This window comes from Sphingobacterium sp. UBA7855 (genome assembly GCA_002500745.1).
GTDB lineage: Bacteria > Bacteroidota > Bacteroidia > Sphingobacteriales > Sphingobacteriaceae > Sphingobacterium.
The window spans coordinates 184,324-199,000 of record DLST01000007.1 but is presented as its reverse complement, the minus strand read 5'-3'; the positions used below and the strand labels follow the sequence as shown (position 1 = coordinate 199,000).

Below are 14,677 nucleotides of genomic sequence, written 5' to 3'. Positions count from 1 at the left end.
TTTTTTACGTATAGAACAAGCGCATGCCCATACAGTTTGATGGTTTTATGGAAAAATGTATTAAAAATCCATCCCGCAATCGCCGATTATTTTTTAATTTTGTACATCTTCCAGCAGTAATCTAATTTAGTCAGGAACAACCACTATGCAGTATAACTTCTCCTTTGATTCCAGTCCGTTCAAAACCCTGATCGCTTTTCACAAAATTATACCCGCTTTTGAAAGGGCTGCCTTATCGCCCGTCGAGTTTCAGTCCGTTTACGCTCGTGCGTTACTGGAAGAAATCAAGAAGTACCCCCAACTTATCGAAGGTGTGGAGAAAACTGACGAGCTGTTGGGTTACGAGCCTATCATCAGGGTACTGCTGGCCGACCTGTTCCCAAGTTCACTAACACACAATGAGATCAAGGCCGTTACTATCCCTTTTCATCTCTACACGTTCAATCACACCGCAAGGCTCGAAAAAATCTTAAGCGATGCTGGCGATCACTTTGAATTCACCCTTCGCGACATCTCTGCCGACACCTACTATATTCTCAATTGCTGCGTCATTATCAGCCAGTATTATGGCTTTAAGGTAGATGCCATGGATGCACCCCAATTTTTGGATATTCCAGATAAAAATAATATCATCCATCATTACCGCGTATTGTTCAATGCCGATTTTATGGATATCATCCCCACCGAACGCGCTGTCCATCTTTCAGAAGAAGATATTGTTGAACTGATCGACAATTTTTCGGATATTGACTTATGGAAATCCAAATTCCCAGAACGGAGCTGGATCTTAAAGGGCTTTGCCATAATGACCCTTTTTGATGCCACCATTGAAAATGCGGTATCGAGCTTTAAAAGTAATTTACTCCGCGAGAAGAGTGCAATCCAGCTGGCAGAAATTGAAAGCATATTTAGGTCTATCTACAAAATTAGCGACTTGCGCATTGGGCTTACCTCATTCGAAAAGGTCAGAAACGAATACAACTTACGGATTGTCGAAAAGCAGCTTTACAGCCATCTGCTCTATGATTCCACCATCACCGAGTGTGAAGAGATGCTCTGCAGCGATACCCTCGAGAGTCTGCTTACAAAAGATGAATATCTTGTCGTACCCGATATTGATAAGATGCCCATCACCGATCCGAAACAGGCTTATTTTATCAATAAGCTGAAGCAACAGCAGGTCAAGAGCTTTATTTTTGTGCCCCTTATTGAGGGCGGCAAAGTTTTGGGACTGCTGGAGATGTCATCGTCGCGGGTACGCGCGCTCAATTCGGTCAATGCCAACAAGCTCAACTTTATTTTGCCTTTTATCAAAGATAAAGTGTCGAAAGCATTTTCCGAAACGGAAAATCAGATCGAGGCTGTGATCCAAAAGGAATATACCTCCATCCACCCAAGTGTCAAATGGCGGTTTCAGGAAGAAGCTGTCCGTTTTATTAACGACCACGCTTTCGGGAAAGACTATGCCCTGCAGGAGATTGTCTTCGATCATGTCTATCCACTTTACGGACAGATCGACGTGCAGGGGTCATCCGAATCGCGCAACCAAGCGATACGGCAAGATCTGTACAACCAAAACAGCGATCTGATCACGCTATTCAGGGCCATCAATCAAACACAAAAATTACCCCTGTTTGAGCAGAAGATTTTCGATCTGGAAAGAAACCTGGCGGCACTGCAGCATGCGCTGCTGACCGATACCGAACAGCAGATGCTCGATTACTTTAACGCTGACATCCATCCTATCCTGGAGAATTTCCGAAAAAGCAACCGAGATGCCAACATTGTAGATGCAATTGACCGTTATTTCAACCGTATCAACCCAGCAATCGGCGGCTTTTATGAGGCACGTCGCGATTACGACAGTTCCATCACGCTGATCAACAAAAAGCTCGTGGCCGTGTTGGACGAGAAACAGGTCGAAGCCCAGGAATATTTCCCTCACTATTACGAACGCTATAAAACGGATGGTATCGAGCACAATATGTATATCGGTGCATCCATTGCACCCGACCGCAACTTTGAGCTGTATTACCTGCGCAACTTACGCTTATGGCAACTGCAGGTCATGTGTGCAATGGAACACGAATTTAAGGTGCTGCAGCCCTCACTTCCACATCAGCTGGAGGTGACCTCGCTTGTACTTGTCTTTGCAACACCTATTTCCATCCGTTTCCGGATGGACGAAAAACAGTTTGATATCGATGGTTCCTACAATGTACGGTATGAAATTGCCAAGAAACGCATCGACAAAGCAAAGATTAAAGGAAAATCGGAACGCATTACCCAAAAAGGAAAACTGGTCATAGTCTATTCCACTATTCACGAAGAAACCGAATATCTGGGCTATATAAACCTGCTTCAGCACAAAGGCCTGCTTGAAACTGATATCGAACAGTTTGAGGTGGAAGACCTACAAGGTCTGATAGGTTTGAAGGCGATACGCGTGGGTTTTACATTTCAGGAGGTGGAGGTATTAAATACTGTTCGTTAATGTGCCAGTACAGCTGACTGACGACTGTGAACAGCTTTATTACACAAAAATTAATTTTATGGCATCGGCATAGCATATCTGCCAAGATTGGGTTATCTTTACACAAAGATAATCCGGTCATATGACAGAAGATGTATTCAGCGAAGCGGCTACACCACGTAGGGAAAGGGAAAGGATTGCCGCACTCCAGCGTTACGAAATTATGGATAGCCCTTGCGAAAATATTTTTGATGGGCTGTTGGAAATAGCGGCCCAGGTGTTCCAGACGCCGGTACTGCTGCTATCCTTTATTGACGCAGAACGTATCTTTGTTAAGTCAGCCATCGGCATCGATCCGATACAGATTAGCCATACCGATAGCCTGCTATCGCAGATCATCCCGCAAGGCGAAGTGCTGGTCAGACCGGAGGCTAATTTTAGCGAGGTATATGGATTGTGCTTCTATGCTGCTGCCCCATTGATCACTCCCGACGGATTTCATATCGGTACTTTCAGTATTGCTGATGATCGACATCGCGAATTTGGTGCCGCCGAAGAGCGTATGCTGGCGTCCTTTGCCCGTACTGCAATGGATCAGGTCGCTTTACGTTATGCAGCCATTGAAAACGAACAAGAAATGGCTTCCACCAACACCAACCTGGCCAATATGCAGCAGCGGCTACTCGACCTCAACAGTGAACTGGAAGCTGCCAATGAACAGCTCACGCTTTCGAACAGCAAACTGTATAAATCCTACGATATCACCCTATTACTCAATAAGAATCTAAAAAGGAGCGAGCAGCGTTTAAAATCATTTATTACCAAAGCACCTATTGCTTTCGCCATTTTAACAGGGCGGGAAATGAACATTGAAGTGGCCAACGATATGGTGCTCAAAATCTGGGGCAAAACGACTGCTGTAATCGGGAAGCCGCTGGCGGTTGCATTGCCAGAATTGCACGATCAGCCCTACCTTGAAATTCTCGACAACGTATTTATGCATGGCGAAACCTACATTGGTGATACAGCGCCAGTGCTGTTTGATTATGAAGGTGTAGTGAGTCAACATTATTTTGATTTTATATATGAACCCGTTAAGGGCGAAGATGGAAATACAGAATCAATCATCGTAATCGCCAATGACGTAACCGAGCGTATACTACAGAAAGAACATCTTGAGGGGCTCAACCAGCAATTGGAAATCGCATTGAAAGCAGGAGAATTGGGTACCTATCACCTGGATATTCAAACCTGGAAAAACCAGGCATCCGCCACCTGCAAAGCTCATTTCGGTCTTCCAACAACAAAAGATTTTCAATTTAAAGACCTTATGCAGGCCATCGTCCCAGAGCATCGTGAGGCGGTAGAACAAAAAGTTAAGGAAGCCATTGCTAAAAATATCACCTATCAGGCTGAATATCTTACCCGATGGCCCGATGGGTCGCTACATTGGATCAATTCCTCGGGGCTACCCCGCTATGACGCCGAAGGAAAACCATTAGACCTGATCGGCGTAACCGTAGATGTGACCAAACGCAAAAATTACGAAGCTCAAAAAGAAGATTTTCTCAGTATCGCCAGCCACGAGCTCAAAACTCCTATTACCAGTCTACGTGGTACGATACAAATGCTGGAGATGCTCAAAGATAAATCGGCAGATGTTAACATAAGAAAATTGATTGAAATGTCGAGCGTCAGTATCAAAAGAATAACAGCGCTGGTCGATGATCTGCTCAACATGCACCGCATCAGCTTAGGTGAATTAAAACTTGATAGAAAACCCATGGTAGCGGCTGATGTAATTCGGTCGTGTTTTCAAGAAATCAATATAATTGGAAAGCATCAGCTCAACTTGATCGGGGATCTCGACACATTGATCAATGCCGATGAGCAGCGTATCGAACAAGTCCTTTCCAATTTGATCAATAATGCGATCAAATATGCGCCCGAATCCTATCAAATTGATGTGCGGATCGAAAATAAGGCAGATTATGTCAAGATTCATGTTCGCGATTATGGCGAAGGCATTGCCCGAGAACTACAGCATCAAATTTTCGAACGCTATTACCGCGTCTATCCGGATGGAAAGAAATACTCTGGGCTCGGGCTAGGGCTGTATATTTCTGCAGAAATCGTGCGTCGGCATGGCGGTGATATCGGCGTGGACAGCACACCGGGCGAAGGCAGTAACTTTTGGTTTACCATACCCCATGCATGCTGATTCGTCAACTATGCTGCATCGTTATTCAAACGAAAAATTTGATAGCTACACCTGCCGCTGATGCCCATCAAGCAGTCGATCGGCATGTCATTTTTGTACATTTGTTGAGCTGATAGTATAGCTCATTTAAGTCCAAAGGTTTTGGTAAAAAACTGTCAGCACCCCATGCCTTTGCAGATTCACTGTCCGTCGGATTGGCAGACATCATGATCACCGGAATAGTTTTAAAGGTTTTAGTAAAAAGACTTTTTACGATTTGATTGCCATCAAACTGCCAATGCATTTCTGCACTCATGAGCACGATATCGGGATGAATGCTTTCAACTGCACCTATCAGCTTTTTTGACTGGGAAATGGTATACACCTCATACTTATCCGTTAAAACCAACGAAAGGGCTTCCAATACCATTGAGCTCTCATCGCAAACTATTATTTTTCTTTTCATCTTTTTCCATCTTTAAATGAACAGAAAAAAGGAAGTCATTCTTCCGTTCATTTAATTCAGAACTTGCATTCAATAACAATAGTTTTAAATAAATGAAAATAGATATTTCGACTTGACATGTTACGTTAAAGTGGTTTGTAAAACTCCAATACCTATCCAAGTCAGGTGTCTACATAGCGGGTGTTTTTATCGAAGAGTTACGGCCTTACCCGTTATAAGGAAGTGTAAACGAGATATCCGTACCTGGACCTTCCTTTTCAAGGATCTTGATCTGACCACCGTGCCGCAATATGATGTCGGCGCATAGAAAAAGTCCAATACCAAGTCCTTCAATATGCCCCTCACGATTGGCCCTATAAAATTTCTCAAATACTTTTTTCCGATCTTCAGGTTTTATGCCAATTCCCTGATCACTCACCAGCACCGATACCCCGTCCTGATTGGCTGCCATCTTGACGTGCACGGGCGATTTTCCATCGCTGTACTTAATCGCATTATTGATCAGGTTTGTGATGACCTGTCCGATACGATATCCGTCAGCATGCAGAAAGACATCCTGTTCAGGTATATGTAGTTGTATATCACTTTCAGGAAACACCAGTCCAGCGTTTTCACTTATTTCAAGTACGAGCTGTGATAGATTTATTTGGGTCTTATCCAATGCAATTCCCCTGGCCATCACCATTACAGGCGCAACCATTTCATTTAGCAATCGGTTGATACGCTCGGTGGCTTTAAGTGCATTCTGAACCAGCTTGTTCGATAGTGTATCTTCTTGCACTTCCAATTTCCTTTCCAGCATCTGCAGCGTTCCTTTCACAGATGAAAGCGGAGTCTTGATTTCATGCATGGCAATGCTTAACATTTCATCGCGCAAAATTTCAAGTTCTTTCTTTTCGGTGATATCAAGCGTTGTCCCCGATATAAGTTGAGGATGACCAGCCTCATCATAAGTAACCCATCCACAGGCCTCAATCCAATGTATGCTATTATCGGTATGACGAACACGATACTGCGTGTTATAGGGGATGTGGAGTTCAATAGATCGGGCCACGCAATCTTGCATAGCCTCGCGGTCTTCCTCTACGATACAGCCCAACATATCACTGTAACTAAATTCCTTAGTCGTGTCCCGCCCAAAATTTCTTTTGCACTGATCCGTGCAAGACATATAATTATGTTCTACCAAACTTACTTCCCAAAAGCCCATACGGGCTTGTTCAAGCGCCTGATCGAGATGTTTTTGGGATACCGTAAAGGTAGAATCCGCACCATATAAGTTAATCATACAGTTGATTAAAGTTAGCGGCTCTTATGAACCTTGGTAAAGGTACACATTTATAATATTATTAGTATTACAATTATTGGAACAGATTAAATCCTACAAAAGTTGGCACCTTTATCGGACTTGGACGACCATCCTAATAAGCCACTGCCAGAATCGAAGTATTACATGTTCCAATGTCAAATAGCCTATATTAAAAAGGCCGAACGCGGGGTTCGGCCACTACCTTATGCAGCAAATTGCTGCGCAAATACTTTTAGTTAGACGCCGGATATGTCGGTGCAGGGTAATCCCGGTCGACATGCATTTGATTGATTAAAATTTCACGGATCAGATGACGCATCCGGATATCATCGACAGCAATTTTGACGATCTTATTGTTGTAATAGGTATCACTTTCAAATTCAAGCTCAATCTTCTTGGCAAATGTGGGTGCTATCGATTTATAGTTAAGTACGAGCTCCGTTTCCTTGTCTGCTATTTTTTTTAGGGTCAACGTCCAGATTACCCCGTACTCCGGAGAGAAAAAAATCTTTCTTGGCGGTGGCACTTTGAATTTTTTATCCTTCAACGTATAGGTATGCAAGATATGAATACTCGGTTTGGAAACGTCCTTTGCCGCTTCAGCGACTAGTTTATTGAACTTCTTTTCGTCGTCCACCACAGTTTCGATACTTAAACCCTGTTCTTCAATTTCAAAGGTAGCCGTCGTCTCGGTTGCTGCAAGCGGTGTGACCTGTATTTTGCTATCCCCGTTCCTACCGGATATGTCGGAAACCGCTTCCATCACACGGTCAAAACCTGCGGGTATCCGCTGCGGGAGCAGTTTAGTCGTTACTATTTGCGCCTCTACATTTCCGACTAAAGCTGCTAGAAGAAGCAGTATAGAACAATATTTTCTCATCATGATTATTTAAATTATCCATTGAAGCCTATCATGGGCTCAATTTTGATGTAATTTAAGCGTTTTTATGATCGATTTGTTCAGCGATTTAATATTTAACTGCAGCCGTTTACAATTCGTCATCGCTGTGCCGACATTCGTTGCCATGCGGTCGCCTCGTTCTGCCTATCCATCAACGAGATCCCTTAGTTGCTCTGATCACCGGAGCACCTACCAAAAGGTATACGGGGAAGTATACGTTACGATCCGTAATTCGGTTACATTATTCTGTAATTGGGGTAAGTACCCAACAGATCTTTCACTGTAATTTTGAGTAACAAAAAAATAGCATCAAATGAAAACAAGAAAACTAGGCAGCCAAGGGCTAGAAATTCCAATGATAGGTCTCGGCTGTATGGGCATGAGCAGTTTTGCATCCACAGGCGATATTTACGGTAAGGCCGACGAAAAAGAATCCATTGCGACCATCCATCGATCCTTAGCACTCGGTGGAAACTTTTTGGATACTGCCGATCTTTACGGTCCTTTTGAAAACGAAAAGCTTATCGCCAAGGCCATCAGGGGGAAACGGAATGAGTTTATCATCGCCAGCAAATTCGGCTTTGAGATTGATGCCAGTGGTCAAGTGACCTGGCGTATAAATGGCCGGCCAGATTATATCCAGAAGTCAATCGAACGATCCCTAAAAAATATCGATACCGACGTCATTGATCTATACTATATGCACCGACCCGACCCCAATGTGCCTATTGAAGAAACTGTCGGTGCCATGGCCGAACTGGTCAAAGCGGGTAAGGTGCGGTATATAGGCATATCAGAAGTCAGTGCCGAGCAAATAAAAAAAGCACATGCTACCTATCCGATTACGGCTGTGCAAAATGAAATTTCCCTCTTCGGACGTGAGGTGGAAACCAACGGTGTATACGAACTCACACAAACGGAGGGCATCGGCCTGGTGGCCTACTCCCCTTTGGGCCGCGGCTTTCTTACAGGAGAAATCAAGTCGCCGGACGATATTCCAGCAGATGATTTTCGCAGACTTATTCCACGATTTCAGGGCGAGCAGTTTTACAAAAATCTGGAACTCGTACGCGAGCTTGAACGATTGGGTGTAGAAAAACAAGTTACGCCATCGCAGCTCGCCCTTGCCTGGCTCATCCAAAAAGACATTGTGCCTATCCCTGGAACTAAAAAAGTGCGCTATGTGGAGCAGAATATTGCAGCCACCGAAATCCTATTGACTGCCCAGGAGATACAGCGCATTGAAGCTATTCTACCTGTAGGATTAGATACCGGATCGCGCGATGTCAGTATACCGCTGCAATCGTAAAAAATATAAATGTCATGTTTGCCCAAAGCGCATGACATTTTACTTAAATTAGCCTATCATACGCTAGGCAATACAAAAACGTCAAAGATATTTGATAGCTACTACGAACATGTCAAAGAAAGAACCAGCATTTGTTAAGGTAAATTCCATCGCGGAGTATCATGAAGCATTGCAGTTGCCCAAACCGCAGCATCCGCTTTTCAGTATCATCGATTTCTCGAAGAACAAGCATACACATCCATCGGTAGAAACCACCTTTCTGCTCAATCTGTATTGCATTTCCGTCAAAGAAGATGCACAGTGCGTATTACGCTATGGCCCCCATCAATACGACTTTCGCGAAGGCCTAATGACCTTCTTCAAGCCCGGGCAGACCATTACTGTAGATCCGACGAGCTCTGATGTCAAAGTTGGCTATTCGGTTGTTTTCCATCCAGATTTTATCCGCACCTATGACTTGGCAAACAACATCGGTAACTATAGCTTTTTCGACTATGAAGTCAATGAAGCACTTTTCCTATCCGAAAAGGAAAAGCAGCAGATCAGAACGATCGGAAAGGGAATTTTGAGCGAATATGAAAGCACGATTGACAGCTACAGCCAAGATGCCATTGTCAGTTTCATAGCATTGTTACTTGTGTATGCACAGCGCTTTTATGACCGTCAGTTTATCACCCGTAAGGCACACAATATACCGTTGGTAAGCCGGTTTGAGCAACTGCTTGATGAATACTTTGACTCCGACACAGCACGTACCAGCCTTCCGCAGGTAGGGTATTTTGCGGAACGGCTGCATATGTCAAAAAACTATTTAAGCGATCTACTGCGAGCGCAAACCGGTGAGAGCGCACAGAACCACATCCAACATAAGGTCATCGAAAAAGCAAAAAATCTGCTTTCACGGTCTCAACTTTCTGTCGCCGAAATCGCCTATCAGCTTGGATTTGAACAACCACAGTCCCTCAATCGGTTATTTAAAAAGAAGACATCGGTTTCACCCCTTGAATTTAGGAGAACGATAGGCTTTAACAATCTTTAACTTTATTATGATCGTCGTTCGAATAAATTAACGTACCTTTAGACCAATTCAATCACTCAAGATCGAATCGTAAAAAAAGAAAGCATATCTCTCCCGTAAAAAGTCAAATGTCCCAGTCTGTAAAATTCAGCAATGTAAATACATTGTTCTCTAAAACGCTAAAACAAAAAATCAATACGTATTTTCAAAGTTCACTACAACCCAAAACAGGGAATCGTAAAATTTATCTGAAAGCGGCTATCCTGCTCATCAGCTTCATTGTGTTATATAGCCTGCTCGTATTCGCCCCCCTGCACTGGAGCGTTGCCATCGTATTATGCCTGATTTTTGGCATCAACCTGGCTGCCATTGGTTTTAATATCATGCATGATGCGGGGCACAATTCTTTTTCAGACAACAAACGCCTCAATACTTTACTTTCCTACTCGCTCAATCTATTGGGCGGTAATATCTACTTTTGGAAACTCAAACATAATATCGCCCACCATACCTACACCAACATCGATGGCGAAGACCACGATATCGAGGTCAAATTTATGCGTATACATCACGACCAGAAACTGCGTAAGCACCACCGCTATCAACGGTTTTACTTTCCGTTGCTTTATGGAATTTCCTATTTAGCATGGATCTTTTACCAGGATTATGAGAAGTATTTTCGTGGCCGTATGGGTGATAAAATTGAGCGATTTCATTTTCCGCTCAGCGAGCGTATTATTTTCTGGGTCAGTAAGCTTGTTCACATCAGCTTATTTGTCATTATTCCGGTCATCTTCGTGGGGTGGCTGCCCACTCTTATCGGATTGCTGATTTCAGGTGCGGTATGTGGCATGAGTCTGGCCACTGTATTTCAACTGGCCCATGTGGTTGAGGAGACCGAATTCAAAACCATTGACCAGTCTAAGGTCGAAGAAGAATGGATGATCCACCAGATCCAGTCCACCGCAAATTTTGCTACCCGCAACAAGGTACTAACCTGGTTGCTTGGCGGACTCAATTTTCAGGTGGAGCATCATCTTTTTCCAAAGATCAGCCACGTCCATTATCCAGCACTCAACCGGATTGTCAAGCAGACGTGTAGCGAATATAAAATACAGTACAACGAATTCCGTAGCTTTGGGACTGCTTTTCGATCGCATTTAAAAGTATTGGAAGCCATGTCAAAATAGACTCAGAACGTATCTCGGAATTTTTTAGATCCGGAAGAAACATGCTTGTGAAGCTGCATCCATTTTTTCGGTTTAGATCCGAAATGGCTCTCGAATAATCTGCCAAAATAACTTAAATTGCTAAATCCTAAGCGGTAGCCAGTTTCAGAAACAGACAATAATTCTTCCTTTAAAAGCCGTCCAGCCTCCTGCATGCGCAGACGCTGGTAGTAAGGATACATTCCCATCCCAAAAACCTGTGTAAAAAGCTTACGCAGTTTAATGACATTCATTCCGCTTATGCGCACTAATTCTTCCTGAAGAAAAGGCCGGCCCATGTCGTTTGCGAGCTGATCCCTCACCCGATAGATCGACTCGAGTTCATATTTTGTTAATTGCTGATGCGTGACCTGCGTTCTGGCAGACAGGTTTTTAAACAGATGAAAGAGTAAGTCGAGTGATTTTAACCTATAAAAGGCATCAGAAAGCGGTTCCCTACCGGTACACTTCGCTATTTCATTGGCGATTGCCGCTATCTCCGGCGACATAAATTCCTCGATCCAGAGCGTTTTGTCGTTATCAAACAGATAATCGAATGTCTTGTGTTCCTTTCCGATGAAACTTTTTAAATAGCCGAGGCTCACGAGGATGGTGACCTGCTGAATATTGACGGCTTTTGGAAATGTCAACTCGCTTGCCACATGTAAGGGTACGATGCGGACATGGGGTTGTGCATGCGCAGTTGAGGGTGAATGAATGATATTCTGAAACGAAATCGATACCCCATTTTCGATGATTTTGATTGGCTCCCTCCGAAAGCAAAAGGTTTGCTTGGCCACCACCGAACGAATCATAAGCAGCATTTCGGGCAACAGATCGACCATCTTCAGCTCATTCAGTTCGAGCATTTCCAATTCGTGTCTGTCGGGCGATAGCGAAACGCCCAGGCGATCGGCCCAGTAGCTCATTTCTTCATTTTTATGGACACCACTCATTTTATTGGACTAATTTTGCTTTTTATTGAACTATTTTAGCCTTAAAAGTATACATAAGTTTGCATTAATTCTTAACAATAATGCAATGAAAAAACATATTTTAATTACTGGTGCCGGCATTGCCGGCTTGACTGCAGCAAACTTCCTGGCGCAACAAGGTCATCGTGTCACGCTGGTGGATCGCACGCCATCATTCAGCAAGGCAGGATTCCTTATATCTTTAAAAAGCTTCGGTGTAAAAATCATGGATGAGCTCGGACTTACCCCTGCCCTAAAGGCAGCATCATCCCCTTCCGAGACCGTTGATTTTGTGGAAACCGACGAGACCATCATCCAAAGCATCGCTTATGACAAAATGAATGAAAACATCGAACGCTCGGTTTTGATATCGCGCGGCGGATTGCACGAGGTATTGCACGACGCCATTAAGAGCGATGTCGAAATCCTTTTTGACACCACGCTGGTACAAGTCAACGAAAAGGGAGATTACGCAGAAGTAAAGCTTTCAAACGGGAAGACCCTTTGTGTCAATTTGATTATCGTGTCGGAAGGACTACGTTCTGCTACTCGGCAGCAGTATTTTAAAGACGTTCAATTTGAGGACTTCAATATGCTGTACGTAGGCGGCAGATTGAAGCGCTATCACCACAAGAAAGTAGGTGCTTTCAAAATCTATATCGATGTAGACAAAATGCTGTCGATCTATCCCATCGCAGAAGATGAGATTGCCATCCAATGTTACCTACGTAGTTTTGAGAACTTGAGTAGTTTAAGAAACTGCGCACCGTCCATTCTTAAAAATGCTTTTGGCAATTACAATGCTGAAGTAAATCAGTTACTTGACAGTCTTTTGGATGAAGGTTTATTTTTCATTGACAAGATGGGCATGGTACATACGTCAAACCTGATCAACGGAAGGATGGTGTTGTTGGGTGATGCAGGCTACTGTCCTACAGCGCTATCCGGCATGGGGGCTTCACTTTCAATTTATGGTGCCAAAGCTTTAGCCCATTATCTTGCTTTAGCGCCTGACGACCTGCCGTCCGCCTGTCAAAAATACAACCACCTGATGCAGCCTGTTATCAGTAAGTTTCAGAGCAATGCGAAGAATAATGCCTTATCTTTTTTACCCGAAAATGCCTTTCACCTTGCCAAATTTGTTTCGAAATTCCGGAATGCTAGTTTCAGTGATGTGCAAAAAATAATGACAGATCCGATTATACTCACGAAAGATCAGGAAAATTTTATTTTAGACTAATGCCTACGCTTTGCCCCTTCGCCAGCACATAAAACTGTTTATCAACTCATCGCTTTACGCGCAGGGTACTTCCCCTGTGCATAAAGCGATGAAACTGTTTATTATTTTTTTCCCATAGCCTTTATTGCCAGTCCAGCCGCTATTCCGCCGATTACATACCATGCCACGGTCATTAATTTGGTACGATCGGTCTTTTTTATTGGTTCGGCATTCAGTCCGGCCTGTTCTGGTATAGTCAATGTGGCTACGCCCACCAACGTTCCCAGCAGCGCCCCTTTGAGCAGCAGGTTATTCTGACTGCCATATCCGATAAGCGTATACAGCATCGCATTTGAAGCGACGTCCGCACCGAATGTAGCCGCGACCAATGCATTACCTTTTGGCGGTTTAAAACCCGCAAAGCGCGCCGTTTTTTGCATCGCCTCCTCCCCCACTTTATCCACTTCAGGAGCTTTGGAGTCAAACCGTTTGGCAGCACTATGGACTATATTAAGTACGAGCGCACCGAACAATCCGCCCAGCATATTTTTATTCAATCCATTCATATTTTGCAGTTTATGTTTTTAAATTTATCTTTACAATGTATCTACTGTTCTTTTGAGAACACAAGAGGTCCACAAATAGTTCAATAATCACAGATTTAACCGACGATATCCATTTCCCGAAAGCGGAGCGGTGTCATCTGCATCTTTTTTTTGAAGAAATTACTGAAATGAGTAGCCTCTTTAAAACCTAACGAATAAGCGATTTCGGAAACATTCCATTCCGTATGCCGCAGCAATATTTTGGCCTCCTGCAGCAGACGGTCGGCAATAATCGTGGAGGTTGTTTTTTCGGTGGTTTCCTTGACGGCGCGGTTTAGGTGATTAACATGGACGGCGAGCTGTGCTGCAAATTCCGAGGGCGAGCGAAAGCCGATCCGTTGGCGCGCATCCTCAATCGGAAACTGACGCGCTAAGAGTTCCAGAAACATATGGGTTATCCGTTGAGATGCATTTGCTTGCTTCTTTGCCACTTTAGACGCCGTCTGCATGCCGTGCGTATAATGAAGCAGATCAAACACAAGATTTCTCAGCAGATCGTATTTATGTACATACTCCGAATATAAGGCATCCTGCATCTTCCTATACACCTGCTTAATATCTTCCAGTTGTTCATCCGTCAGCTCAAATACGGGTAAGGCGTTGGGTTTAAACACTTCGTAGTCGTTGAGGTTACCAAAATGATGAAAGAACGATGCCGTAAACACACAAAAGAATCCAGATTTATAATCATCAATCCATTCAAATTTGTAAGGAATCTGCGGATTGGTAAAAAACAAGGCCTGTTTTTTTATTTCGACCACCTTGTCGGCATAATGTATTCTGTTTTTACCAATAATCAGGGTGATCTTATAATAATCTTTTCGGCTATAGACGACTGGCTTCGTATGCTTCCCTATATATTCATCAATTGTAAAGACATTGAAATGCCCTACCCCATGACGGATGTTCTCCGGAATACGTTCAAATTTAGACTGATAAAATTCCTCCAGCGACTGCAATTTTTCCATGCATTGAATATACGAAAATCAAATAAG

Annotated in this window: 12 protein-coding genes; 6 read left to right on the top strand and 6 right to left on the bottom strand. The window is 43.6% G+C overall.

Annotation, left to right across the window (positions count from 1 at the left end):
- The first annotated feature begins 145 nt into the window (after window positions 1-145).
- Entirely contained in the window at window positions 146-2,494 is a 2,349-nt protein-coding gene (locus tag B2107_RS05730; protein WP_293953942.1) for a GAF domain-containing protein, read from the top strand.
- 121 nt (window positions 2,495-2,615) lie between these two features.
- Window positions 2,616-4,694: an ATP-binding protein gene (locus B2107_RS05725; protein ID WP_293953940.1), complete on the top strand. Its 2,079-nt coding sequence runs from the start codon at window positions 2,616-2,618 to the stop codon at window positions 4,692-4,694.
- 67 nt (window positions 4,695-4,761) lie between these two features.
- Here the strand turns inward: B2107_RS05725 and B2107_RS05720 are convergent, their stop codons facing one another.
- The 3 genes from B2107_RS05720 to B2107_RS05710 form a co-directional block, all read right to left on the bottom strand.
- The gene (locus B2107_RS05720) at window positions 4,762-5,139 is read right to left on the bottom strand and encodes a response regulator (protein ID WP_293953938.1); all 378 of its coding nucleotides are present in this window, start codon (window positions 5,137-5,139) and stop codon (window positions 4,762-4,764) included.
- Window positions 5,140-5,344: 205 nt separating this feature from the next.
- The gene (locus tag B2107_RS05715; protein ID WP_293953936.1) at window positions 5,345-6,427 is read right to left on the bottom strand and encodes a PAS domain-containing sensor histidine kinase; all 1,083 of its coding nucleotides are present in this window, start codon (window positions 6,425-6,427) and stop codon (window positions 5,345-5,347) included.
- Between the two features lie 253 nt (window positions 6,428-6,680).
- Window positions 6,681-7,331, bottom strand: a complete 651-nt coding sequence (locus B2107_RS05710) for a transcriptional regulator (protein ID WP_293953934.1) — start codon at window positions 7,329-7,331, stop codon at window positions 6,681-6,683.
- A 331-nt stretch (window positions 7,332-7,662) separates the two neighbouring features.
- On the opposite strand from B2107_RS05710, the gene B2107_RS05705 reads away from it, so the two are divergent.
- The 3 genes from B2107_RS05705 (at window position 7,663) to B2107_RS05695 (ending at window position 10,866) form a co-directional block, all read left to right on the top strand.
- Window positions 7,663-8,658, top strand: coding sequence for an aldo/keto reductase (locus tag B2107_RS05705; RefSeq protein ID WP_293953932.1), 996 nt, complete (start codon window positions 7,663-7,665; stop codon window positions 8,656-8,658).
- A 109-nt stretch (window positions 8,659-8,767) separates the two neighbouring features.
- Window positions 8,768-9,697 (top strand): helix-turn-helix domain-containing protein, encoded by a 930-nt coding sequence (locus B2107_RS05700; protein ID WP_293953930.1) that lies wholly within the window; start codon window positions 8,768-8,770, stop codon window positions 9,695-9,697.
- 107 nt (window positions 9,698-9,804) lie between these two features.
- Complete coding sequence (locus tag B2107_RS05695) at window positions 9,805-10,866, top strand: fatty acid desaturase family protein (protein ID WP_293953928.1); 1,062 nt, start codon at window positions 9,805-9,807, stop codon at window positions 10,864-10,866.
- A 2-nt stretch (window positions 10,867-10,868) separates the two neighbouring features.
- Here the strand turns inward: B2107_RS05695 and B2107_RS05690 are convergent, their stop codons facing one another.
- Window positions 10,869-11,840 (bottom strand): helix-turn-helix transcriptional regulator, encoded by a 972-nt coding sequence (locus B2107_RS05690; protein ID WP_293953926.1) that lies wholly within the window; start codon window positions 11,838-11,840, stop codon window positions 10,869-10,871.
- 85 nt (window positions 11,841-11,925) lie between these two features.
- On the opposite strand from B2107_RS05690, the gene B2107_RS05685 reads away from it, so the two are divergent.
- A complete protein-coding gene (locus tag B2107_RS05685) occupies window positions 11,926-13,098 on the top strand; it encodes an FAD-dependent monooxygenase (protein ID WP_293953924.1) in 1,173 nt (390 codons plus the stop codon).
- A gap of 101 nt (window positions 13,099-13,199) precedes the next feature.
- Here B2107_RS05685 and B2107_RS05680 read toward each other — a convergent pair whose 3' ends face one another.
- Window positions 13,200-13,643 (bottom strand): hypothetical protein, encoded by a 444-nt coding sequence (locus tag B2107_RS05680; protein WP_293953922.1) that lies wholly within the window; start codon window positions 13,641-13,643, stop codon window positions 13,200-13,202.
- A 95-nt stretch (window positions 13,644-13,738) separates the two neighbouring features.
- Window positions 13,739-14,650: a helix-turn-helix domain-containing protein gene (locus B2107_RS05675; protein ID WP_293953921.1), complete on the bottom strand. Its 912-nt coding sequence runs from the start codon at window positions 14,648-14,650 to the stop codon at window positions 13,739-13,741.
- Between the last annotated feature and the right edge of the window lie 27 nt (window positions 14,651-14,677).

Bases quoted from the DNA above. Each gene is read 5' to 3' on its own strand.
- B2107_RS05680 (WP_293953922.1), bottom strand. From the start codon at position 13,643: ATGAATGGATTGAATAAAAATATGCTGGGCGGATTGTTCGGTGCGCTC.
- B2107_RS05700 (WP_293953930.1), top strand. From the start codon at position 8,768: ATGTCAAAGAAAGAACCAGCATTTGTTAAGGTAAATTCCATCGCGGAG.
- B2107_RS05725 (WP_293953940.1), top strand. From the start codon at position 2,616: ATGACAGAAGATGTATTCAGCGAAGCGGCTACACCACGTAGGGAAAGG.
- B2107_RS05685 (WP_293953924.1), top strand. From the start codon at position 11,926: ATGAAAAAACATATTTTAATTACTGGTGCCGGCATTGCCGGCTTGACT.
- B2107_RS05695 (WP_293953928.1), top strand. From the start codon at position 9,805: ATGTCCCAGTCTGTAAAATTCAGCAATGTAAATACATTGTTCTCTAAA.
- B2107_RS05720 (WP_293953938.1), bottom strand. From the start codon at position 5,139: ATGAAAAGAAAAATAATAGTTTGCGATGAGAGCTCAATGGTATTGGAA.
- B2107_RS05675 (WP_293953921.1), bottom strand. From the start codon at position 14,650: ATGGAAAAATTGCAGTCGCTGGAGGAATTTTATCAGTCTAAATTTGAA.
- B2107_RS05690 (WP_293953926.1), bottom strand. From the start codon at position 11,840: ATGAGTGGTGTCCATAAAAATGAAGAAATGAGCTACTGGGCCGATCGC.
- B2107_RS05705 (WP_293953932.1), top strand. From the start codon at position 7,663: ATGAAAACAAGAAAACTAGGCAGCCAAGGGCTAGAAATTCCAATGATA.
- B2107_RS05730 (WP_293953942.1), top strand. From the start codon at position 146: ATGCAGTATAACTTCTCCTTTGATTCCAGTCCGTTCAAAACCCTGATC.
- B2107_RS05715 (WP_293953936.1), bottom strand. From the start codon at position 6,427: ATGATTAACTTATATGGTGCGGATTCTACCTTTACGGTATCCCAAAAA.
- B2107_RS05710 (WP_293953934.1), bottom strand. From the start codon at position 7,331: ATGATGAGAAAATATTGTTCTATACTGCTTCTTCTAGCAGCTTTAGTC.